The following is a 21,829-nucleotide window of genomic DNA, read 5'->3' as shown; positions in this document are numbered from 1 at the left end:
CGATCCCAGCACATCGGGGACCTTCGGCCCTAGCCCGGTCCGCCCGGCCCCGGGAATCCTTGACGCGGACCACCGGCACTGCGAATGGGGATCGACCGTGACCCGCGAACTGACCGAGCTCGAATTGCTGCACGAATTGGAGGCCGTGGCCGAGGAGAACATGCATCGACACCTGTCGATGACCAAGGACTGGCACCCGCACGACTACGTGCCGTGGGACGACGGGCGGAACTTCGCCGCGCTGGGTGGGATCGACTGGGACCCCGGCCAGTCCACCCTCAGCGACACCGCCAAGGCGGCGATGATCACGAACCTGCTCACCGAGGACAACCTGCCCTCGTACCACCGCGAGATCGCCGAGCACTTCTCCCTCGACGGGGCCTGGGGCACCTGGGTGGGCCGGTGGACGGCGGAGGAGAACAAGCACTCGATCGTCATGCGGGACTACCTGGTGGTCACAAGGGGCGTCGACCCGGTGGCGCTGGAGAACGCCCGGATGGCCCACATGACCAACGGATTCGCGCCAGGCGGGAACGCAGGACTGCTCGATTCGGTTTCGTACGTGACATTCCAGGAGCTGGCGACCCGGGTCTCGCACCGCAACACCGGCAAGGCCTGCGGTGACCCGATCGCGGACCGCATGCTCGCCCGCGTCGCGGCCGACGAGAACCTGCACATGATGTTCTATCGCAACATCTGCGGGGCCGCGCTCGATGTGTCCCCCGATCAGACCATCCGCGCGATCACCAAGGTGCTGACCAACTTCCAGATGCCCGGATCCGGCATGCCCGGCTTCCGCCGCAATGCGGTGCTGATCGCGAAGGGCGGCATCTACGACCTCCGCCAGCACCTCGACGACGTGGTCATGCCCGTGCTCCGCACCTGGAAGATCTTCGAGCGCAACGACTTCACCGCGGAGGGCGAGGAACAGCGCGAACAGCTGGAGCGGTTCCTCGTCGGTCTGCAGGCCGACGCGGAGCGATTCGAGGATGCCCGCGATCGTGCGCTCGCGCGCGCGGCCGCCCGCGACGAGGGGAAGGAGTCCGTGCGATGAGCGAGACGTCGGCGATGTTCGATGCGGTGCTGGAGATGGCCGCGGCCGCCAAGCGCGGCAACATCATGCGGTGGACGGAGGCGAAGACCACCCAGCACCAGTCGGAGGGTCTCGCGTTCATGAACTCGGTGCTGCTCGGCGTGCTCATCGAGAACGACGCCGTCCGTCGCGGGGTGCACCCCGCCGACGCGTGGGCCCAGCTGCGCGCGGGCGGTCTGGCGGACTTCGGCTGAAGCCCCGACCGCCCGCGGCCGGCGGCTAGGCCTTGTCCGTCGGGCGGACGATGAGCACCGGGCAGTCCGCGGTGCGCATCAGCGCGTTGCTGGTCGAGCCGAGCAGCATGCCCTTGAAACCGCCGCGGCCGTGGCTGCCGACCACCAGCAACTGCGCGCGCTCGGCGTACTCGCTGAGCACCCGCACCGGGCGATCCCTCGCCACGACCCGCTGCACGGAGACGTCGGGGTAGCGCTCGGTCCAGCCGGCGAGCCGCTCGGACAACACCGCCTCCTCGAACGACTGGATCCCGCTCCAGTGCGGGTCGTCGGCGGTCGCGCCCAGCGAGGGCTGGACCGACACATCGCTCCAGACGTGCACCGCGACCAGCGTGGCGTGCCGGGCCGCGGCCTCCTCGAACGCGACCGCGACGGCCGCCTCACTCACCGCCGAGCCGTCGACCCCGACGACGACGGGGCCCTCGGTCGGCGGCCTGCCGTCGAGGGTGCGGCCGCGGACGACCGCGACCGGGGCCGTCGAGTGCGAGGACACCGCGACGGTGACCGACCCCATCAGCGCTCCGGTGAACTCCCCGAGACCACGCGACCCGAGCACGATCATGGTCGCGCCGTCCGAGTACTGCAGCAGCGTGTCCGCGATCTGCCCCTCGTGCAGCTTTGTGCTGATGTCGACGGACGCGAGACCGTCCACGGCCTGCGCGGCGAGCACCGCAGCGGAGTCCAGGTGGGCGCGGCCCGCGTTCATGAGGTCGTCTCCGTAGCCCCTTGCGAGGTACGGCTCGGAGTAGTAGTACGCAGGGACGTGCACCACCGACACGAGGACCAGCGGCGTCTTCCTCATCGCCGCGGTGCGTGCAGCCCATGCCACCGCCGCCGTCGAGGATTCCGATCCGTCCACACCCACCACGATGGGCTTTCCTGCGCTCATGGTTCTCCCTTCACGATCACGATTGGTCTGCCCGGACCATTGTCCTGAATTTGCCTGCGCCCTGTCAGGGTCGAAGGTCACTCTTGCGGACCGATCGCTGTTGCGCTGGTCACCCGGCCGACGGGATCACGATTTCCTGGACCGCCCATTTGTTCCCGTCGGGATCGCTGAAGTACACGAAGTTGCCCCACGGCTGGCGGTCGATCGGGCTGATGTCGATGCCGCGGCTCTTGAACTCGCGCTCGGCTTCCTCGATGTCCTTGACCACCACCTGCATGCCGACGACCGAGCCGGGCTCGGCATCGGTGACGCCCTTGCCGATGCAGATCGAGCAGGCCGACCCGGGCGGCGTGAGCTGGACGAAGCGGAGGTCCTCGTTGACGGTGTGATCGTGGTCCGCGTTGAAGCCGAGCCGGACGTAGAACTCCTTGGCGCGGTCGATGTCGGTGACGGGGATCGCGACCAGTTCGAGCTTGATGTCCATGACCTGTCCTTCGTTTCGAATTGACTGAGCGACCCATCGAGTGTCGCGCGAATCGCGGTCAGGAACGGTCCTCATTCGTTTTCGACCCGGGCGTTTCGCAAATGTTCAGTGGTGACCACGCGCGGCGTCCGATGGCGGCGATGGCGGTTGCACCGGCAGCTGACCCGGTTCGACCACCACGAACTGCCCCATCAGCCCGTTGTCCTCGTGCCGGAGCAGGTGGCAATGGAACATGTACGGGGTCGACGGATCGGAGAAGTCGGTGAACCGCATCAACAGCCGCAGGGTCCGCCCTGGCGGCAGATAGACGGTGTCCTTCGGCCCGGTCAGCGCGGGATCGTCGGTGTCAAGAACCTGGAACTGCACGTCGTGGACGTGGAAGTTGTGCACTCCCCCGCTCACGTTGCGCACCTCCCAGACCTCCGTCGTCCCGATGGTGACCACCTCGTCGATCCGTCCCATGTCCATCGACTTCCCGTTGATCTGCGTCGAGCTGGTCAGGTCGAACTTTCGGGTCACGCTCGGCACCCCCAGATCGGCTTGCGCGGCAAGCGAACTCGGGACGTCGGCATTCGACTCGAGCCGGTCGGCCGCGCGCAGTTGCAGGATGTCCATGGTGTCCGACCCGCCTGCGAACCGGGTGCCCCAGAAGTCGGCGCCGAGGTCGGGCGGGGTACTGCGCAACACCGGCGAGGTGCCCGCCGGAACGGCGACCACGATCTCCGCTCGTTCACCGGGCGAGAGCTGAAGGCTGGTCATCTCAACGGGTTTCGGCAACAGACCGCCGTCGGTGCCGATGAGCGAGAACCCGAGACCGGTGTCGAACCCGAACCGGTACACCCGCGCGTTGGACGCGTTGAGCAACCGCAGCCGCACCCGCTCGGTGGTGACGTCGAGGTAGGGTCCTGGGGTGCCGTTGACGAGCACCTCGTCGCCGAGCACCCCGGTGTCGCTGAACATCGCCGCACCGTCGTCGAGTCGGTCCCCGTCGAACTTCTTGTCCTGCACGATCACCGGGACGTCGTCGATGCCGTATCGGTCCGGCAGTACGGGCCCGGCCGGGTCGTCGATGAGGAACATGCCCGCGACGCCGCGGTAGACGTGCTCGGTGGTCGCCCCGTGCAGGTGCGGGTGGTACCAGAGCGTGGCCGCGGGCTGATCGACCGTCCACTGCGGTGACCAGGTGGTGCCGGGCTCGACCATCTGATGCGGCCCGCCGTCCATGGCCGCGGGCAGGTGCATGCCGTGCCAGTGCAGCGTGCTGGCCTCGTCCAGGCCGTTTCGCACGTTCATCCGGACCGGCTCGCCACGCTCCGCGCGCACCGTCGGGCCGAGGTAGGAGCCGTTCACGCCCCAGGTCTCGGTGCCGCGGCCGTGCCCGAGGTCGGTGGTGCCGCTGCGCAGTTCGAGATCGAACTCCCTGGTCCCGTCCGCGGCGGTCGTGGACGCGGCGAGCGGCGGGATCGCGAGCGGGCGGTCGAACCGCACCTGACCGGCGGTGTCAACCCGGGCGCTCTGCCACGCGTAGACGACACCGCCCGCCACGACACCGATCACGATGGCGGCGGCGGCGAACAGGCCACCGATCACCCGCAGCCACCGAACGCGTGTTTTCTCCATGCCACCGATGCTCGCCGGTCCGCCGTGCCGACACATCCAGGAAGGCACCCAGATTCGCACCCCGAGAAACCCCGAGTGGAGCCGACCTCAGCCCCGCTCGGCGTCGCCGAGGTAGTCGGTCAGGCGGCCCGCCCGTCGACCCGCCAGGAAGGCCGTGCCCCGGATCGCCGCGAACCAGGCGAGCACCGACACCACGCTCGCCGACACCACGAACCCGACCCGTCCGTCCGCAGTCAGCACCGCCCCGACGTCGAACGGCGGCAGCAGGTGGAACATCAACAGGGGCACCGCGAGGACCACCACGATCGCGGCCGGGAACACCCCATACGGCAGCACCACCAGGATCAGCCAGCGCGCGACGACCGACCGGAACCGGTGCCGGTTCGCCCACCGCCAACGCAGGGAACGCTGATGATAGGGGAAGACGACGCCGACCCAGCCGGACAGCGCCAGCGGACCGAGCGGGATCACGCACAGCCCGACCATCATCAGCAAGGCGAGCGTCAGGTCGTGTTCGAGGACCCCGAGGGCGAGGGCGACCGCCGTGCAGGCCGGTGCCACCATCAGCCACAGCACGATGGTCTTGGCCCGCAGCAGCCGTTCGAGCGCGGCACCGTCGGACAGCACGGTCAGCGCGTCGGCCGGGTCCTGTCCCAGCACATTGGTCGCGGACACGTCCGCGTACATCCATCCGGCCAGGGCGATCGGGAGGCCCCACGCGCCGGTGAAGTCGAACAGCCAGCTGCGCGGGATGACGAACCAGGCGACGCAGACGAGCGCCGCATTACCCAGCACCGTCATCGGCACCTGTGCGGGCCACCGCCACGCTCGCACCCACTCCGAACGAACGGTCGCGACCATCAAGGGGCGCATCCCCCGACAATAGGCACCCGCGGCCGGCCGTGCAGGCGCGTCGAGTGTGCAGCTCCCGTCGCGTCGCCCGAGTGGCCGCGACGGGAGCTGCACACTCGGCGGTCAGTCGACGAGCTTGCGGAACTGGTCGATCAGCGCGACGCGGCCGGCGGAATCGCCCGCCAGCGGGCTCACGGTCAGCGTGGTGACGCCCGCCTCGGCGAACGCCGCGACCCGCTCCTTGACGTAGCCGGCGGGGCCGATGAGGGAGATCGCGCGCACGAGCTCGTCCGGAACGGCCGCGACGGCCTCCGCCTTCTTGCCGGACAGGTACAGCTCCTGGATCGTGGCGGCCTCGGCCTCGTAGCCGTACCGGCAGGCCAGGTCGTTGTAGAAGTTCTTGCCCTTGGCGCCCATGCCGCCGATGTACAGCGCCAGGCTCGGCTTGACCCACTCCAGCAGGTGGTCGACGTCGTCGCCGATCGCCAGCGCGGGGCCCGCGTAGATCTGCAGCTCGCCAAGGCTGGGGTCGCGCTTGGCCTTGCCCTGCGCGAGGGACTCGCCCCACACGTCGTTCGCGCGCTCGGGATCGAAGAAGATCGGCTGCCAGCCCTCGGCGATCTCGGCGGTCAGCGCGACGTTCTTCGGGCCGAGCGCGGCGATGACGATCGGGATGCGATCGCGCACGGGGTGGTTGATCAGCTTGAGCGGCTTGCCGAGTCCGGTGCCCTTCTCCGCGGGCAGCGGGATCTGGTAGTACTTGCCGTCGTACTGGACCTTCTCGCGCCGCCAGACCTGACGGCAGATGTCGACGATCTCGCGGGTCCGGCCGAGCGGGGCGGTGTACGGCACGCCGTGGAAGCCCTCGATGACCTGAGGTCCGGAGGCGCCGAGACCGAGCACGAACCGGCCGTCGGAGACGAAGTCGAGTCCGGCCGCGGTCATCGCCATCAGCGACGGCGTCCGGGTGTAGATCTGGAAGATGCCCGACGCCAGCTCGATCGTCGAGGTCCTCGCAGCGAGGAAGCCGAGCTGGCTGACCGCGTCGTAGGAGTACGCCTCCGCGATGAACGCGATGTCGAGGCCGGCGCGCTCGAGGTCGGCGACCTCCGCGACGGTCTCGGCGAACCCGCCGCTGTAGGTGATCTGCATTCCGACTCGCACCCGGACACCTCTAATCGATTCGATGTGAATATCACCTCGCACCCTACGCAGTACCGCCGCGAAACCGAATGACAGAACCGACCGGCATTTGTGACCGAAGTTCTACGATCGCGCGGTGGTGAAGAGATCCCGGTTCGACTGGCAGCGCTCGCACGTCATCGTGACCGGCGGCTCGCAGGGCATCGGTGCCGCGGTCGCCCGCGCCGCGAGGGCCAGGGGCGCGGCGGTATCGGTCATCGCCCGCGGCGAGGAGCAGCTCCTGGCCACCGCCGAGCCGATCGGCGCGGCCTGGGCCTGCGCCGGGACCGCATTGCCGGGGCGATTCCTCGACGTACCGATCGACGAATTCGAGTCGCAGATGCGGCTGAACTACCTGGGCGCGGTGCACGCCGCGCGCGCGGTCCTGCCCGGGATGGTGTCCCGTGGGCGCGGCCACCTCGTGCTGACCAGTTCCACGGCGGGGGTGGTCGGAGTCGTCGGATATTCCGGCTACGGGCCGACCAAGGCCGCGGTGCACCAGCTCGCGCACTGTCTGCGCTACGAGGTCGAGCCCGCGGGCGTCACGGTCGCCGTGTTGTATCCCCCGGACACCGACACCCCCGGTTTCGCGGCGGAGAACACCCGCAAACCCCCGGAGACCGCGGCCGTGTCGGGCGCGATCGACCCGCTCACCCGGGTGCTCGTGCGGGCAGGCGGGATCGCAGAGCCCATACCGCGCCCGATCCTGGCCCGCACGATCCGGAGGGCTAGGGAATCAGGATGAACTTGCCGCGTGGATGCGGCCGCTGGAGCTCGGCGTGCGCGCGAGCCGCCTCCGTGAGCGGAAAGGTCTTGGCGACAACGACATCGAGGTCACCGCGCGCGGCCGTCTCGATCAGCCGGGGCCAGGCGGCCTCCCGGATCCCGGCGCTGTCGGGATTTCCTCCGCCGATCGCGACGAAGCCCTCCCCCTGTGCCCGTCCGAACGCGACGATGGTGACGATGCGCTTGCGGTCGACGACCAACGCGAGCGAGACGTCCACCGCCTCATCGGTCCCGGCGGTGTCGAAGGCAGCGTCGACCCCGTTCGGGGCCAGCTCGCGGACCCGTGCTTCCAGCCCGTCCCCGTAGGTCACCGGGATCGCCCCGAGGCCACGCAGGTATTCGTGATTGTCCGCCGCCGCGGTTCCGATCACCGTGACGCCCTTGGCCACCGCCAGCTGCACGGCCAGCGAGCCGACGCCGCCCGCCGCCCCGTGGATCAGCAGGGTCTCGCCCTCCACTACCCCGGTCACGACGATCGCTTCGGACGCGGTGCCGCCCGTCACCAGCAGCCCCGCGGACTGCTCCCAGGTCAGAGCCTGCGGCCGCGGGTACACGGACTCGGCCCCGACCACGAGCCGCCGGGTGTAGGCGCCCTCGCCCGCATAGGTGATCACCTCGTCGCCGACAGCGACCGGGCCGGTGGGGCCGGCCGCACCCGGACTGACCGCGAGCACCACCCCCGAGGCCTCGATTCCCGGCCGGATCGGCAACCTGGATGCGTCGGCGCCGAAGGCGCCGCTGTAGAGCTTGTGGTCGATGGGATTCACGCCCACCGCGCGCAACTCGAGAAGCACCTGCCCCGGGCCTGGATCGGGCAGCGCCTCCTCGATCACCGTGAGGACCTCGGGTCCTCCGAACGCGTTCGCAACTACGGACTCGGTGGTGGTCATGATCACGGTAACCATCGGCCGCGGCGAGTGATTCCCGACACCCGCTTGACCTGAACAATTCGGTCCTCGCCGCGACGGCGGCGGCTGTGGTGGGCAATCTGGCGATCTACCTGGTCGCAGTGATCGCAGGCGGGTCACTGGAGGTCCTCGACAAGGGGACCGTCAACCCGATCCCCTCAGGCAGCATCGTGATGATCTCGGCGGTGCCGACCGCGATCGGCATGGGACCGGTCGCACTGCTGTCACTGCGGTGGCCCGCCGTGGTCAGGCTCGGCCAGGTGGTCGGCGCGGCGCTGCCCCTGCTCACCATCGCGCTCGCCGCGATGGCCGACACCGACGGCGTCACGAAGACCGCCCTGATCCTGATGCACGTGCTGATGGCGGCGGTGATCGTGGCGAGCCTCGAACTGCTCCACCGCCGAGTCGTCGGCCGGGCGAACGGCTAGGAATCAACCCGTACCCGCTACACTCCTACCGTGCAATACGGCCCGCAGGTGCTCTGCGGGTTGGATGCCCTCGTAGCTCAGGGGATAGAGCAACCCTCTCCTAAAGGGTAGGTCGCAGGTTCGAATCCTGCCGAGGGCACCACAGCGGACCGACAGCGACGCTCGATCAGGCCGGCTGCCGCCGACCCGTGAACGCGATGAGCTGCTCGAGCGGCCCCGCACCTTCCTCGACCGGCACCGGGTCCCCGAAGTCCCCACTCTCGCGCTGCGGCGGCCCGATGGCCGTGTTCGCCAGTCCCAGCACATAGCTCGCGAGCTGGTCGGGCACCTCGATCCCCTGCCCCGTCGCCACCGCGAAATCCCATGCGTGGACCAGGAATTCGATCGACAGGATGCTCACGGCCGTTGTCGCGGCCATCGGGGTCGAGCCAGGCGACACGGTGCCGTGGAGACCACGGCGGTGCCAACCTTCCGTAGCCGCCGCGGCGGCGTCGGCCACCCGCACCTCCACATCATCGTTCTCGTCAGCGACCGGCATCGTCGCACCCCCCGCCGACCCGAGGCTCGCGATCGACCCGAGCAGGTGCTCGGCCAGCGCGGCGACCGTGAAGTCGCGGCACGGGGTCCGACGGTGCATGTCGTCGGCGGTGAGACCGCGCAGCACTTCCTGCAACACCACGAGCGTGGCTTCGGCGCAGGTGAGTTCGTCCGTCGGTTCGAGGGCGACCGCCCAGTCGTCTGGTCCCGCGTCGCCGCTGCGGGCGGCGACGGCCAGCCGGTCGAGGTAGTGATTCCACACCTCGGCATGGCTCGGCGCCTGCGCGTCGGTCAGGCCGTCGTGGACCCACCGGATCTCGGTCGAACCGTCATGTGGGGTCAGGGTCATCGCGACCGTCGAGCCACCCGGCGGCAGGTCGTCGCTGTCCTCCCACCACCACCGGAGCTTGAGTCGCTGACCGGGCACGACCTCTTCGAACGTGCCGGAAGCGGAGTGGCCGGGCACCACCGTCCATCGGTACCGCCCGCCCTGGCGCAGATCGACCCTCGCGGCCACGGTCAACCATCGTCGCAGCCGTTCCGGACGGCTGATCAGCTCGAACGCCGCGTCGGGCTCGAGCGCAACCTCGACGGTCCTGTCGAATTGCGTCACGGGTCTCCTTCCAGGCGACCCCCATCTATGAATATATCGCCGATGCGCCCGGATCGACCCCGAAACCGACCACCCGACTGGTTACCACCTGGACGGCAGACAAGGTGATCAGGGCGGGTTTTTTCGCCGCTACGCGCTGCCCACACGGGCTCCTTGGGTTAGCGTGTTACGCGTCTACCCGGGAAACCTGCTTGCGGGACTGGCCCTGCCCGCGACCGCCACACCGGCGGGACCCCTCTACCCCACGCCCGATCCGGACCCGTTCTATCTGGCCCCTCCCGACCTCGCGAATCTGCGTCCGGGCGATGTGGTCCGGGTCCGCCCCATCGACGCCTCGCTGTACGCGAACAGCGACGGCTGGCAGGTGGCGTTCCGCTCGACGAACTCCACCGGCAAGCCCATCCTTGGCATGACCACGGTGTTCCTGCCCCGCGGCATCAAGAATCCGCCGCTCGTGTCCTACCAGGCGATCATCAATTCTCTGGGCACCAAGTGCAACCCCTCGCGGGCGCTGTTCAACGGCGAGCTGAACGATGCCCCCGGCATGTATCTGCCGATCAACCGCGGTTGGGCGGTGTCGGTGCCCGACCACATCGGGCCGACCGGCGCCTACGGTGCCGCCAAGCTCGGCGGCCTGATCACGCTCGACAGCGTCCGTGCCGTGCAGAAAGTGGCCGAGCTCGGTCTCGCGAACAGCCCGGTCGCGCTGGCCGGGTACTCCGGCGGCGGCATGGCGAGTGCATGGGCGGCGGCGCTGCAACCGACTTACGCACCCGAGCTGAAGCTCGCCGGGGTGGCCGCGGGCGGGATCCCGGCGGACCTCTGGGAAATAGTGCAGGGCCTCGGCCTCAACCCGCATCCGGGCTTCGGCCTCGCCTTCGCCGCGGCTATGGGACTCGAGCGCGAGTATCCCGACCGGCTGCCGGTCTCGGCGCAGCTGAACCCGACTGGCCTGTGGTTCCGCGACTGGGTGACCAACGAGTGCAGGCGATTCCTGCTCTTCCACGGCGTGTTCCGCAACGCGGAGCAGCTCGCCGCGTCGACCAGCCTGTTGGGAAGTCCGGAGGCACTCGGCGTCCTGCGGGAGAACAGCCTCCGCTACTACCCGACGATCCCGACCGTGCCCATCTACATCTGGCACGGCATGTACGACGGGCTCACCCCCTATGACGCGGTAGCCGATGTCGCGCACCGGTATTGCGCGGCCGGAGCACCCCTGACCTTCGTGCCGTACGACATCGCCGAGCACATGACCACCGCTGCGGCCGGCTTCGGCGACGCCTGGAACTACGTCGAGGCACGCTTCCGCGGGGAGCCGGCTCCCACGCGCTGCTGAGGTGGTCCGCACGCGATGCTCACGGCGCCGGGCACACCGCGGCAGTGAGTGCGCGACTGGCGGCGGGAGACCGCGCTCCATCGGTGAAATCCTGGTTCAGCGAGATGGTTACGGCCCGCCCGGTCGCCGGAACCACACCGGCATAGGTGATCGACCCGGAGATGCCTCCGCTGTGGCCCCAGAAGAACTGTCCGCAGGGCATCGATAGGCGCATCAACCCGAGACCGTATGCCATCGTGCCGCTTTCGCTGATGGACCGGACATCTTGCATCTCGGCCAATTGGGCTGGCGGAAGCAGTTTGCCGTCCAGGAGGGCGGCGAAGAAGCGGTTGAGGTCCGCGCCGCTGGCGACCATCGCGCCCGCCGCACCGGCCGCGGACACGTTCTGGCTGGTGTAGTCGGTTCGCCTGCCGCCGACCTCGGTGTAGCCGATGGGATGCGGGCCGCGCATATCGGTTTCGTCCGATGCCGGGTAGTAGGTGTCATGGAGGCCGAGTGGCTCGAGGATGCGACGGGTGATCTCCGCGCCAACAGAAGTGCCGGTGATCCTCTCGATCACCATCCCGACGATGGCGTAGTTCGTGTTGGAGTATTCCCACTTCGCGCCGGGCTCGAATGCGGCGGGACCGGTCAGCGCGGTGCGCAGGACCGCGGCCATATCCGCGGTCTGCCACCGCGCCTGTTCGCTGAGGATCTCCATTTGCCAAGGCATCGGCGTCGCTCCGAACTCCGCCGCATATTCGGGGAGCCCGCTGGTGTGCTGCAGCAGATTTCGGATCGTGATCCGGTTCCCGTCGATACCCGGCCCATGCACCACTCCTGGCAGATATCGCTCAACCGGGGCGTCCAGTTCGGCCTTGTCCTCGGCCACCAACTGCAACATGACCGTCGACACGAATGTCTTTGTGTTGCTGCCGATCCGGACCCGGGCATTGTCAGCGAACGGCTCACCGGTAGCCAGATCGCCGACACCCGCGGTGACCCGCCAACTGTGCCCCCTGTCGTCGATCACCGCCTCCGCACCCGGATATCCCAGCTGGACGGCATCATTCAGAGCCGCCGTGACCTGCTCCTTCCCCACTTCCCGCACTTCGGGCGCATCGTCCACACCGCAGGACGTCGCCGTCACCATCGCCGCCACCAGCACCGCAAGTTTCACCTTCACACCATCAAGCTACGAAGAATGGCCGTCTGTGATCAGGCAGCCACCACCCGAATCTCGGGTGGTGCTGGCACTACCGCGAGCGCCGTTTCCGACTTCGGATCCGCAATCCGCTCGCATCGGCCTGCCCGGCTTCGAGGCCATGACCGTCGACCGCGCGGGCACCACCGTCACCGCTGCGAGCGAGAACGCCCTGGCCCAGGACGGCCCGGCCATCTCGGATCAGGTGGGCAGCGCGTCCCGCGTCCTGCGCCTGGACCCGGCCACCGGCGCCGACCTCGGCGAGTTCGTCTACGAGGTCGACCCGGTACGCCTCGCGCCCGGCGAGGCGTTCACTCCCGTGTCGTCGGCGAACGGGATCGGCGAGATCCTGGCGATTGACGACTCCGACTATCTCACCGTGGAGCACAACGTCTCGGCGGCAGGTGGATTCTCGGGGAAGCTGTATCGGACCAGCATCCACGGTGCCCGAGAACGTCACGTGGCCGACGACAACTTCGGCATCGCGGGAAAGACCACGTTCCACCTGCTGACCGTCGGCCGCTGACATACCGACCGTTCCTATTGCTCTTGGTCCCTGATCCTGGGCACTATGACCGGGTGTCCAGAATCGGCCATCGCCCCGTCCTCGTCGCACTCGCCGCGGTGTCCGCGCTGATCCTCGGCGGGTGTTCCGCCGGGGCCGAGTCCGAGTCGGGGCCGACGTCGATTCCCGAGGCGTACACCAAGCTGCCCACCACCACGGCGGTCGGCAACTGCGGCCCGGGCAGCGGTGCCACCGTGACCGACGGCGCCCTCACCATCGCCACCGATTCACCGGCCTACGAGCCCTGGATCGTCGGCAACGACCCGTCGAACGGCAAGGGCTTCGAGGGCGCGGTGGCCCGCTCGGTGTCCGAGAAGCTCGGGTACCGACCGGATCAGGTCGAGTTCATCCGGGTGCCATGGGGCGACGCGATCGCGCCCGGTGAGAAGAACTTCGATTTCGACATCAACCAGGTCACCATCGTGGGCGACCGGCGCGACGCCGTCGACTTCTCGTCGCCGTACTACGCGGTGGCACAGTCCATCGTCGCGATGGGGGGCACCCCGGCCGCGGCGATCGATTCCCTCGACGGGCTCGCCCCCTTCCGGCTCGGCGCACAGAGCGGCTCCACCAGCCTGGCCTCGATCACCGGGACGATCCGGCCGTCCCAGCCGCCCGTCGAGTTCGCCACCAACGACGAGGCGAAGGCCGCACTGGCGGCCGGCACGATCGACGCCCTGGTCGTCGACATCTCGACCGGATTCCAGATCACCGCAACCGACCTGCCGAACAGCACACTGATCGGCCAGTTCCCGCGGCCGAACACGGTCACCGAGTTCTTCGGCCTGGTGCTCGAGAAGAACAGCCCGATGACGGCATGCGCCTCCGCGGCGGTCGACGCGCTCTACGCCGACGGCACGCTCGACCGGCTCGCCCAGACCTGGCTGACCGACACGGCCGGGGTCCCGGTCCTGAGCTGACGCAGGCGGATTCCGATCGAACGCCGGTGCCGGTCGTCGATCTGTCGTAGCCTCCCCTCGGATCCCGGCGGGACGACCGGGTGCACAATCACGAGGGGGCGAACGGCGATGACACGCGGAGTTCGGGCACGGTTGATCGGTTCACTGCTGGCGGCGACGGTCGCGCTCACGCCCGGCCTGCTGGTCCCGGCGGCCGCCTCGGCCCAGCCCGCCGCCCCCGACGTCCAGCTCGAGGGCGCCAAGAACTTCCGGGACATCGGCGGCTACCTGACCGCCGACGGCCGCCGGGTGCGCGAGGACCTGGTGTACCGGTCGAACAGGCTGAGCAAGCTCACCGACTCCGACCAGGCGAAGCTCACCGCGGCGAACGTCACCCTCGACGTGGACCTGCGCAACGCCGTGGAGCGCAAGGACGAACCGGACCGGCTGCCCGCAGGCGTCGAGTACAAGGTCGCGGATGTGGTGAGCCTGAACAACGGGCTCGGGTTCCACGAATTCGTGCCGATCACCCTGGGGCGGGCCATCATCGACGCGGCCGTCAAGGGTTCCTCCGATATCGGCCAGAGCATCGGCTACCCGTTCATGGTCAGCTTCCAGGGCTCCGACGTCGCGTTCCGCGACCTTCTCACCGCGATCGCGCAGCAACAGAGCGGCGCGGTCGTCTACCACTGCAGCGCGGGCAAGGACCGTACCGGATGGGCGACCGCCGTCCTGCTGACCATCCTCGGCGTCCCCCGCGCGACGGTGAACGCGGACTTCCTGGCCAGCAACACCTTCCTCGGCCGCAGCGACGCCGTCGAGCAGTCCTGGCTCGACGCCGCGTTCGATCAGGTCAACCGGCTGTACGGCAGCTTCGACCGCTACGTGCGCGACGGGCTCCGACTGGATCAGCACACGGTGAACACGTTGCGGGCCAAGCTCCTGGTCTAGTCGACCTGGGCGTAGAGGGTGACGAACGTGCGCAGCGAGCCCTCGATGTCGCCCTTGAGGGCGCGGGCGACGCCGGACCCGATCGGGCCGAACAGCGGCGCCCCGCCGAGGTCGATGTTCAGACCGACCTCGGCGCCGTCACCCTTTGGCGTCACCGAGAGCGTGAGGTTCACCTTGACGCCGCCCTTGCCGTCGCCCTTCAGGAGCAGGGTCTTGGGCGGGTTGTACTCCTTGATGACCCACTTGATCCGATTCCGCATCCCCTTGACCGAGACCACCGACTCGGCGGTGGTCCCGGCCGTCAGCTGCTCGGGGATCTCCGAGCGCCACCCGTCGTGAATCGAGAGCCACTTCTCGAATTCCTCCAGAGCGCTTGCCTTCTCCCACGCTTCCTGCGGGGACAACGGCACATCGATCGACACCTTCAGCTTCGCCATTGACGAATCGTAGCGAACAGTCAACGGTCTGCTAGTGGGCGACGGCCTTCTCGACGCCCACCCCGGTCAGGGAGCGGACCTCCATCTCGGCCTGCTTGGCCGCGTTCTCCTGCTTGGCCCGGCCGACGTGGGTGCCGACGATGCCGAGCACGAAGGCGAGCGGGATGGAGACGATGCCGGGGTTCGCCAGCGGGAAGAAGTCGAAGTCGGCGCTCGGGAACATCGACGAGGCCTTGCCGGACACCGCGGGCGAGAACACGATCAGCACGAGGCAGCTGATCAGGCCGCCGTAGATGCTCCACAGTGCACCGGTGGTGTTGAACTTCTTCCAGAACAGCGAGTACAGCAGCGTCGGCAAGTTCGCGGAGGCCGCGACGGCGAAGGCGAGCGCGACCAAGAAGGCGATGTTCTGCCCCATGGCGAGGATGCCGAGGACGATCGAGACCATTCCGATGACCACCACGGTGATCCTCGAGACCCGGACCTGCTGCTCCTCGGAAGCCTTGCCCCGCTTGATGACACTGGCGTAGATGTCGTGGGCGAAGGAGGCCGAGGCGGTGATCGCCAGGCCGGCCACGACGGCGAGGATGGTCGCGAAGGCCACCGCCGAGATGACCGCGAGGAAGATGGTGCCGCCGAGTTCGAACGCGAGCAGCGGCGCGGCGGAGTTCTCCTTGCCCGGCGCCGCGAGGATCTTGTCGGGCCCGACCATCCGGGCGGCGCCGTATCCGAGCACCAGGGTGAACAGGTAGAACGCCCCGATCAGGCCGATCGCCCAGGTCACCGACCGACGGGCCTCCTTCGAGGTGGGCACGGTGTAGAAGCGCATCAGCACATGCGGCAGTCCTGCGGTGCCGAGCACCAGCGCGATGCCGAGGGAGATGAAGTCCAGCCGCGACATGGAGCTGATGCCGTACTTCGCGCCGGGCGCCAGGATGTCGCGGCCCGCGACCGCCTCGTTGGCGGAGCCGTTGACCATCGTCTGCGCGTCCGCGAGCAGCTGCGAGAAGTTGCCCTTCACCGCGAAGAGCACCAGCACGAACATGATCCCGGCGCCCAGGATGAGCAGCACGGCCTTGACCATCTGCACGTAGGTGGTGCCCTTCATGCCACCGATGAGCACGTAGACGATCATCAGCACCCCGACCACCGCCACGACGACGGCCTGGCCGACCTTGCCGTTGATGTTCAGCAGCAGGGCCACGAGTCCGCCCGCGCCCGCCATCTGGGCGAGCAGGTAGAACAGCGAGACCACCAGCGTGGACAGCGCGGCGGCCATCCGGACCGGGCGCTCCCGCAGCCGGAAGCTGAGCACGTCGGCCATCGTGAATCTGCCGGTGTTGCGGAGCAATTCGGCGACCAGCAGCAGTGCCACCAGCCAGGCGACCAGGAATCCCACCGAGTAGAGGAACCCGTCGTAGCCGTAGACGGCGATGGCCCCCGCGATACCGAGGAAGGAGGCGGCGGACAGGTAGTCGCCCGCGATGGCGAAGCCGTTCTGCGGGCCGGAGAACTGGGCGCCGCCGGTGTAGAAGTCGGACGCCTTCTTGGTGGTGCGGCTCGCGCGGATCACGATGGTCATGGTGATCACGACGAACGCCACGAAGATCGCGATGTTCAGTGCCGGGTTGCCGACCGAGGCCGTACCCGCTGCCAGAGTGGTCACTTGGCCGGTCCTTCCAGCTCTTCGCGGATCGCGGTGGCGCGGGGATCGAGCTCGCGGTTCGCGAACCTCACATAGAGCGCGGTGATGACGAAGGTCGACACGAACTGGCCGAGCCCGAGGATGACACCGAGATTGACGTTGCCGATCACCTTGGTTGCCATAAAGTCGGTCGCGTAGGTGGCCAGCAGCACGTAGGTCGCGTACCAGGTCAGGAAGAACGCGGTCATCGGGAAGACGAAGCGCCGCAGCCTGCTCCGCAACTCCTGGAACTCGGGACTGGCCTGCATGTCGATGAAGGCCTGCGCGTCCGGGGTCGGCCGCTCGGGCGACCTCTCCGGGATCAGGTCGGCTGTGGTCACTGCGGACTCCTCGGTCAGTGGTGGCCAGATCCCGTGAGGACCGGCAGGTCACAGACGTTAATGAGACACAGGTCACAGAGACAGCCTGTGGCGACGGTCACACGCCGAACCGTCGGATCTCGCGCCGGACGGTCGTCACCACACGACGAACGGCGGCTGCGCCGCCCGTGCGCAGTTGACGAGTCCAGAGACTCGTCAACCGCTCACAGGGACCGGAGGTCCCCTTCCCGGTCCCTGCCGACGCCGAGCCGTTCCGGCGCGTGCATGCGGGCGAAGGTCCGGCCGACGTCCTGGGGCACCCGGCCGCGGGTGACCCGGCTGACGAGCACCATGACCAGGAACGCCAGCGGCACGCTCACCGCCGCCGGATAGCCGACAACAGCACCGGGCCAACCGGTATGCGTCCAGTCCGCCCAGCCGCCCGGCGCCCCTCCGACCGCGGTCAGCAGGGCGGCGGCCCCGGCCACCAGGCCACCGGTGACCATGCCTGCCGCCGCCCCGACCGCCGTCAGCCCACGCCACCAGATGCCCAGCACCAGCAGCGGGCACAGGGTGGACGCCGCGACGGCGAACACCAGCCCGACGGTCCGGGACAGGTCGACGGACACCATGCCGAGCGCGAGCAACAGCGGCACGACGCCCGCCAGCACCGCCGCCACCCGGAAGTCGCGGACCCGGCCGCGCAACACATCGGTGCTCAGCACGCCCGCGACGCTGACCAGCAGCCCCGAGGAGGTCGACAGGAACGCGGCGATCGCCCCGGCCGCGACGAGTGCGGCCAGCAACTGGCCGCCGGGACCGGACAAGACCGACCCGGGCAGCAACAACACCGCCGCATCCGAGGTGCCGGTGATGAGCAGCTGCGGCACCCACAACCTCGCGAACACCCCGAGCAGGGTCGGGAACAGGTAGAACACGCCGAGCAGCCCGATCACCGCCAGCGAGGTCCTCCTGGCCGTCCGGCCGTCCGGGTTGGTGTAGAAGCGGACCAGCACGTGCGGCAGCCCCACCGTGCCGAGGAAGATCCCGATCATCAGCGAATACACCTGGAAGAGCGGGTGCTCGCCGCCGAGCCCCGAACCGGGCTCGAGCCAGTCGGCGTCCGTGGCGGGGGCACCCGCGACCACCGGCACCGGCGAGCCCGCCTCGAGGACCAGCGCGGTGCCCGCGCCCAGTTCGTGTTCACCCGACCCCAGGGTGACGATGCCGTCCACGTCCGCGCCGTCGAGGGTTCCGTCGACGCCTGCGGCGATCGGCCCCGACACCTGGACGACGACATCGGTGGTGATCTCCACCGTGGTGCGCTCCCCCACGGTGGGCGGCGCGGGTGCACCGAGATCGTGCTCCTCACCGAGGAAGTGCACCGCGAGCACCAGGGCGGGCACCGCGACCGCCGTGAGCTTGAGCCAGTACTGGAATGCCTGCACGAAGGTGATCGAGCGCATCCCGCCGCCGACCACGTTGGCGATGACGATCAGCGCGACCGCGACCGCGCCGACCCAGGTGGGAATGCCCAGCAGGATGCCGACCGTCAGGCCCGCGCCCTGGAACTGCGGGACCATGTACAGGATGCAGATCACCGCCACGACCACCATGGCGAGTTTGCGCAGTCGCGTTGAGCCCAAACGGAACTCGGCGAAGTCGGGGACCGTGTAGGCGCCGGATCTGCGCAGGGGCGCGGCCACGAACAGCAGCAACCCCAGGTAGCCCGCCGTGAAACCGACCGGATACCAGAGGGCGTCCGCACCGTACTTGGCGATCAACCCGGCGACACCCAGAAAGGATGCCGCCGAAAGGTATTCACCGGAGATCGCGGCGGCGTTCCAGCGTGGACCGACGCTGCGGGAGGCGACCAGGAAGTCCGAGGTGGTGCGCGCCAGCCGGACCCCGTAGATGCCGATGGCCACCGTCACCACCGCCGCGGCCAGCAGGCCGAGCACCGTTGCCACCGGGATGGGCTCTCCGGACACCGTGGCCACCAACCGCGCTCAGTCGTCGGCCAGGTCGACGAACTCTTGCTCGTTGCGCTCCGCGCGCCCGATGTAGAGCTTGCCGACGATCAGCAGCACCGGGTACACCAGGACCCCGAGGACCAGCCAGGGCAACCGGATCCCGAGCACCTCCGCCTCCGCGAGCCCGGGGAACGCGATGATCAGCAGCGGCACCGCGGACAGCAGCCCGGCGGCGAGCAGGGCGAGCCGCAGGGCCAGCCCCAGCTGGGCGCGGACCAGCCCGCGGATCATCGCGTCGCCGACCTCGGTCTGCTCCTGGACCTCCACCCGGGTGCGCACGATCCTGGCGCCGTGCCTTTTGGCCAGCACCACCCGCTCCCTCGCCCTCGGCGCTCCCCCTGGCGCGGTCACCGGGCGGTCCAGCTCTGCCGCGGCGCGCGCACCAACCGATCCTTGAGCTCCCTGGTGTGCCGCCTGCTCACCGGCAGCTCGACGGCCGGTCCGTCGCCGACGGCCCGCAGACACACCACCGTGCCGTTACCGACGCTGCGGATCCCCGTGACCAGTTGCAGCGACACCAGGTACGAGCGGTGCACCCGCAGGAATCCGGCCTGTTCCCAGCGGCTCTCCAGGGCCGAGATCGGGATCCGCACCAGATGCGACCCGGTCGCCGTGTGCAGCCTGGCGTAGTCGCCGTCGGCCTCCACCCAGGCCACCGCGGACCGGGGAACCAGGGTCGTGACGCCGCCCAGTTCGACCGGGATCACCTCATCCGCATCCGGTTCGAGCCTGCCCGCGCCCGCACGCTCGTGCTGCTGTTTGAGCGCGACGATCCTGCGGACCGATTCCGCCAGCCGTTCCTCACGCAACGGCTTGAGCAGGTAGTCGACGGCCCCGAGGTCGAACGCCGCGACCGCGCGATCGTCGTGCGCGGTCACGAACACCACCGACGGCGGGTCGGCGAACGCGGCGAGCACCCCGGCCAGCTCCAGCCCGTCGAGGCCGGGCATGTTGATGTCGAGGAACACCGCGTCGATGGCCGCTGACCTGCCGAGACGATCCTTGATCACTCGCAGCGCGGTGGTGGCGTCGCTCGCGGTGAGGATGTCGCCGACCGCCTCCTGGGCGCGCAGCAAATAGGCCAGCTCGTCGAGGGCGGGGCGCTCATCGTCGACGGCAAGCACGGTCAGCGGGGCGATCGTCGGCCCATCGGAGTTCTGCGTCACAACGGAACCATCGTGCCATGGGTGAATCTCCCCGCCGTCACACTCAGGCCCGGATTCCCGGACGGAACTTCGGCACCCGCATGCTCACCTTGGTACCTGCGCCCGGCGCCGTCTCCACCACCAGCCCGTAGTCGTTCCCGAACGCGGCGCGCAGTCGGTCGTCCACGTTCGCCAGGCCGACGTGCGCCGATTCCCTGGCGCTCGGCCGGTCGCCGCCGGACTCGATCGCGTCCAGCGAGCCCGAGCGCAACAGCTCGGGATCCATGCCGACGCCGTCGTCCTCCACGCTGATGACGCAGTCGGTGCCCTCGTCCGCCGCGACGATGCTCACGGTTCCACCCTGAGGCTTACTCGAGATCCCGTGCCGCACGGCGTTTTCCACCAGGGGTTGCAATGCAAGGAACGGCAGCACGACGCCGAGCACCTCCGGGGCGACCTGCAGGCGTACCTCGAGGGCCTTGCCGAACCGGGCCCGCTCGAGGGTCAGATACCTGTCGATATTGCGCAGTTCGTCGGCCAGCAGGGTGTACTCGCCCGCGGACCGGAACGAATACCGGGTGAAGTCGGCGAACTCGAGGATCAGCTCCCTCGCCCGGTCCGGATCGGTGCGGACGAAGGACGCCACCGTGTTGAGCGCGTTGTAGATGAAGTGTGGGCTGATCTGCGCGCGCAGGGCGCGCACCTCGGCCCGGTCCAACCGCGCCCTGGACGTGTCGAGCTCGGCCAGCTCGATCTGGCTGCACGCGTATCGGGCAACCTCCGTGATCGCACCCAGCAGGCCGGGGCCGGGCGCACCCGCGGTCACCACGCCCATCACCCCGACCACCCCGGAATCCTCGATGAGCAGCGGTTGGGCGATCAACGCCCCGACCTCGGGCTTGCCGAGTTCGGCCGATTCGACCAGTACCCGTCGCTCACCGGCGACGGCCCGGAGCCCGGCCTCCCGGAACCGCTCGGCCAGGCCCGCGTGTGGTCCGTGCCAGGCCAGCAGCGCCCCGTCCGCGGAGGCCAGCGCCACCGCATCCGCACCGGTCAGTGCCTGCAGGTGAGGGGCGGCCTCGGTGGCGGACGTGGCGTCGAGGCCGCGGCGCAGCGGTTTCGCGGCGAGGGCGGCCGTGTGCAGGGTGGCGTGCACGGCTCGCTCCGCAGGCGTGGTGAGTGTTCTGCGGCCGCGCAGCCACCACGCGCCGAGTGCGAGGGCCGCGGCGACGATGACCAGCAGAACCGCGGCGGTGGTGCCGGTCACCGGTCCCGGCTCTCGTCGAGCAGGGCGAGCAGCTTCCGCGGGGCGACCGTGCGGTACGCGTCCTCGACGATGTCCGCGATGTCGTCCCACTCCTGCGGACGGTCGAGGTACACGCCGATCCAGCCGCGCCCGCCCACGTAGGGCGGCACGAAGAAGCGCTCCGGGTCACGGGCCACCCAGTCCGACTGCGCCCCGGCGGGCGCCGCCGCCCAGAAGGCCAGCCGGTCGTCGTGATGGTGGTCGGACAGGGTCGCGAACTGCGGGGCCTTGCGGACGAACCAGGCCGGTTCGCCGTGGCTGATCCGCTCCGTCGCCTCGGGCATCCGCAGGCACAGCTCGCGGAGCCGGTCGAGCGGGCTGGTCGCGGTCATGGGTAAACGCTAC

Annotated in this window: 24 protein-coding genes and 1 tRNA gene; 9 read left to right on the top strand and 16 right to left on the bottom strand. The window is 69.2% G+C overall.

The genetic code is table 11. The features are described from left to right. Positions 1-97: 97 nt before the first annotated feature. Together C8K38_RS24300 and C8K38_RS24295 are read left to right on the top strand one after the other, a co-directional pair. Positions 98-1,054 (top strand): acyl-ACP desaturase, encoded by a 957-nt coding sequence (locus C8K38_RS24300; protein ID WP_097213939.1) that lies wholly within the window; start codon positions 98-100, stop codon positions 1,052-1,054. Continuing rightward, the gene (locus C8K38_RS24295; protein ID WP_097213938.1) at positions 1,051-1,287 is read left to right on the top strand and encodes a hypothetical protein; all 237 of its coding nucleotides are present in this window, start codon (positions 1,051-1,053) and stop codon (positions 1,285-1,287) included. The genes C8K38_RS24300 and C8K38_RS24295 overlap by 4 nt, the downstream gene beginning before the upstream one ends. Before the next feature lie 25 nt (positions 1,288-1,312). On the opposite strand, the gene C8K38_RS24290 is transcribed toward C8K38_RS24295, so the two are convergent. From C8K38_RS24290 to C8K38_RS24270, 5 genes are all read right to left on the bottom strand, one after another. Continuing rightward, positions 1,313-2,215 (bottom strand): universal stress protein, encoded by a 903-nt coding sequence (locus C8K38_RS24290; RefSeq protein ID WP_097213937.1) that lies wholly within the window; start codon positions 2,213-2,215, stop codon positions 1,313-1,315. Positions 2,216-2,324: 109 nt separating this feature from the next. After that, positions 2,325-2,699, bottom strand: a complete 375-nt coding sequence (locus C8K38_RS24285) for a glyoxalase superfamily protein (RefSeq protein WP_097213936.1) — start codon at positions 2,697-2,699, stop codon at positions 2,325-2,327. 105 nt (positions 2,700-2,804) lie between these two features. Beyond that, entirely contained in the window at positions 2,805-4,319 is a 1,515-nt protein-coding gene (locus tag C8K38_RS24280; protein ID WP_143548518.1) for a multicopper oxidase family protein, read from the bottom strand. Between the two features lie 87 nt (positions 4,320-4,406). Beyond that, on the bottom strand, positions 4,407-5,192 hold the full coding sequence (locus C8K38_RS24275; protein ID WP_143548517.1) for a hypothetical protein: 786 nt from the start codon (positions 5,190-5,192) through the stop codon (positions 4,407-4,409). Between the two features lie 102 nt (positions 5,193-5,294). Further along, a complete protein-coding gene (locus C8K38_RS24270) occupies positions 5,295-6,335 on the bottom strand; it encodes an LLM class F420-dependent oxidoreductase (RefSeq protein ID WP_097213933.1) in 1,041 nt (346 codons plus the stop codon). A gap of 115 nt (positions 6,336-6,450) precedes the next feature. On the opposite strand from C8K38_RS24270, the gene C8K38_RS24265 reads away from it, so the two are divergent. Further along, entirely contained in the window at positions 6,451-7,098 is a 648-nt protein-coding gene (locus tag C8K38_RS24265) for an SDR family NAD(P)-dependent oxidoreductase (RefSeq protein ID WP_097213932.1), read from the top strand. Here the strand turns inward: C8K38_RS24265 and C8K38_RS24260 are convergent. Next, entirely contained in the window at positions 7,082-8,029 is a 948-nt protein-coding gene (locus C8K38_RS24260; protein WP_097214001.1) for an NADP-dependent oxidoreductase, read from the bottom strand. The two genes, C8K38_RS24265 and C8K38_RS24260, sit on opposite strands and share 17 nt — an antisense overlap. A 50-nt stretch (positions 8,030-8,079) precedes the next feature. On the opposite strand from C8K38_RS24260, the gene C8K38_RS24255 reads away from it, so the two are divergent. After that, positions 8,080-8,475, top strand: coding sequence for a DUF6069 family protein (locus tag C8K38_RS24255; RefSeq protein ID WP_257017798.1), 396 nt, complete (start codon positions 8,080-8,082; stop codon positions 8,473-8,475). Between the two features lie 66 nt (positions 8,476-8,541). Then, positions 8,542-8,617 (top strand) — tRNA-Arg (locus C8K38_RS24250). Between the two features lie 24 nt (positions 8,618-8,641). Here C8K38_RS24250 and C8K38_RS24245 read toward each other — a convergent pair. Continuing rightward, positions 8,642-9,625, bottom strand: a complete 984-nt coding sequence (locus C8K38_RS24245) for a TIGR03086 family metal-binding protein (protein WP_097213930.1) — start codon at positions 9,623-9,625, stop codon at positions 8,642-8,644. A gap of 187 nt (positions 9,626-9,812) precedes the next feature. Between C8K38_RS24245 and C8K38_RS24240 the strand changes: the two genes are divergently transcribed. Next, on the top strand, positions 9,813-10,961 hold the full coding sequence (locus C8K38_RS24240) for a lipase family protein (protein WP_373560295.1): 1,149 nt from the start codon (positions 9,813-9,815) through the stop codon (positions 10,959-10,961). Positions 10,962-10,980: 19 nt separating this feature from the next. On the opposite strand, the gene C8K38_RS24235 is transcribed toward C8K38_RS24240, so the two are convergent. After that, positions 10,981-12,120 (bottom strand): serine hydrolase domain-containing protein, encoded by a 1,140-nt coding sequence (locus C8K38_RS24235; protein WP_219912806.1) that lies wholly within the window; start codon positions 12,118-12,120, stop codon positions 10,981-10,983. A gap of 67 nt (positions 12,121-12,187) precedes the next feature. Between C8K38_RS24235 and C8K38_RS27320 the strand changes: the two genes are divergently transcribed. From C8K38_RS27320 to C8K38_RS24220, 3 genes are all read left to right on the top strand, one after another. Further along, positions 12,188-12,670 (top strand): esterase-like activity of phytase family protein, encoded by a 483-nt coding sequence (locus C8K38_RS27320; RefSeq protein ID WP_181320865.1) that lies wholly within the window; start codon positions 12,188-12,190, stop codon positions 12,668-12,670. A 62-nt stretch (positions 12,671-12,732) separates the two neighbouring features. Next, positions 12,733-13,629, top strand: coding sequence for an ABC transporter substrate-binding protein (locus tag C8K38_RS24225; RefSeq protein ID WP_373560294.1), 897 nt, complete (start codon positions 12,733-12,735; stop codon positions 13,627-13,629). Between the two features lie 108 nt (positions 13,630-13,737). After that, positions 13,738-14,559, top strand: a complete 822-nt coding sequence (locus tag C8K38_RS24220; protein ID WP_097213928.1) for a tyrosine-protein phosphatase — start codon at positions 13,738-13,740, stop codon at positions 14,557-14,559. Here C8K38_RS24220 and C8K38_RS24215 read toward each other — a convergent pair. The 8 genes from C8K38_RS24215 to C8K38_RS24180 form a co-directional block, all read right to left on the bottom strand. Then, positions 14,556-14,996: a type II toxin-antitoxin system Rv0910 family toxin gene (locus C8K38_RS24215; RefSeq protein WP_097213927.1), complete on the bottom strand. Its 441-nt coding sequence runs from the start codon at positions 14,994-14,996 to the stop codon at positions 14,556-14,558. The two genes, C8K38_RS24220 and C8K38_RS24215, sit on opposite strands and share 4 nt — an antisense overlap. A 31-nt stretch (positions 14,997-15,027) precedes the next feature. Then, the gene (locus C8K38_RS24210; protein WP_097213926.1) at positions 15,028-16,662 is read right to left on the bottom strand and encodes a solute symporter family protein; all 1,635 of its coding nucleotides are present in this window, start codon (positions 16,660-16,662) and stop codon (positions 15,028-15,030) included. Continuing rightward, entirely contained in the window at positions 16,659-17,021 is a 363-nt protein-coding gene (locus C8K38_RS24205) for a DUF485 domain-containing protein (protein ID WP_097213925.1), read from the bottom strand. The genes C8K38_RS24210 and C8K38_RS24205 overlap by 4 nt, the downstream gene beginning before the upstream one ends. A 203-nt stretch (positions 17,022-17,224) precedes the next feature. Further along, positions 17,225-18,991, bottom strand: coding sequence for a sodium/solute symporter (locus C8K38_RS24200; RefSeq protein ID WP_097213997.1), 1,767 nt, complete (start codon positions 18,989-18,991; stop codon positions 17,225-17,227). A gap of 18 nt (positions 18,992-19,009) precedes the next feature. Continuing rightward, the gene (locus tag C8K38_RS24195) at positions 19,010-19,384 is read right to left on the bottom strand and encodes a hypothetical protein (protein WP_373560293.1); all 375 of its coding nucleotides are present in this window, start codon (positions 19,382-19,384) and stop codon (positions 19,010-19,012) included. Then, on the bottom strand, positions 19,381-20,199 hold the full coding sequence (locus C8K38_RS24190) for a LytR/AlgR family response regulator transcription factor (RefSeq protein ID WP_097213924.1): 819 nt from the start codon (positions 20,197-20,199) through the stop codon (positions 19,381-19,383). The genes C8K38_RS24195 and C8K38_RS24190 overlap by 4 nt, the downstream gene beginning before the upstream one ends. A 43-nt stretch (positions 20,200-20,242) precedes the next feature. Next, entirely contained in the window at positions 20,243-21,445 is a 1,203-nt protein-coding gene (locus C8K38_RS24185) for a sensor histidine kinase (RefSeq protein ID WP_097213923.1), read from the bottom strand. Next, complete coding sequence (locus C8K38_RS24180) at positions 21,442-21,816, bottom strand: MmcQ/YjbR family DNA-binding protein (protein ID WP_077042704.1); 375 nt, start codon at positions 21,814-21,816, stop codon at positions 21,442-21,444. The genes C8K38_RS24185 and C8K38_RS24180 overlap by 4 nt, the downstream gene beginning before the upstream one ends. Positions 21,817-21,829: the final 13 nt, after the last annotated feature.

Source organism: Rhodococcus sp. OK611 (assembly GCF_003050885.1).
GTDB classification, from domain to species: domain Bacteria; phylum Actinomycetota; class Actinomycetes; order Mycobacteriales; family Mycobacteriaceae; genus Rhodococcus_G; species Rhodococcus_G oryzae.
The sequence above is the reverse complement of the archived record's forward strand: the minus strand, read 5'-3'. Positions and strand labels throughout refer to the sequence as shown.

Excerpts from the sequence above, each read along its gene's own strand:
- C8K38_RS24290 (WP_097213937.1), bottom strand. The coding sequence starts at position 2,215 with ATGAGCGCAGGAAAGCCCATCGTGGTGGGTGTGGACGGATCGGAATCC.
- C8K38_RS24215 (WP_097213927.1), bottom strand. The coding sequence starts at position 14,996 with ATGGCGAAGCTGAAGGTGTCGATCGATGTGCCGTTGTCCCCGCAGGAA.
- C8K38_RS24295 (WP_097213938.1), top strand. The coding sequence starts at position 1,051 with ATGAGCGAGACGTCGGCGATGTTCGATGCGGTGCTGGAGATGGCCGCG.
- C8K38_RS24285 (WP_097213936.1), bottom strand. The coding sequence starts at position 2,699 with ATGGACATCAAGCTCGAACTGGTCGCGATCCCCGTCACCGACATCGAC.
- C8K38_RS24260 (WP_097214001.1), bottom strand. The coding sequence starts at position 8,029 with ATGACCACCACCGAGTCCGTAGTTGCGAACGCGTTCGGAGGACCCGAG.
- C8K38_RS24180 (WP_077042704.1), bottom strand. The coding sequence starts at position 21,816 with ATGACCGCGACCAGCCCGCTCGACCGGCTCCGCGAGCTGTGCCTGCGG.
- C8K38_RS24220 (WP_097213928.1), top strand. The coding sequence starts at position 13,738 with ATGACACGCGGAGTTCGGGCACGGTTGATCGGTTCACTGCTGGCGGCG.
- C8K38_RS24280 (WP_143548518.1), bottom strand. The coding sequence starts at position 4,319 with ATGGAGAAAACACGCGTTCGGTGGCTGCGGGTGATCGGTGGCCTGTTC.
- C8K38_RS24275 (WP_143548517.1), bottom strand. The coding sequence starts at position 5,192 with ATGCGCCCCTTGATGGTCGCGACCGTTCGTTCGGAGTGGGTGCGAGCG.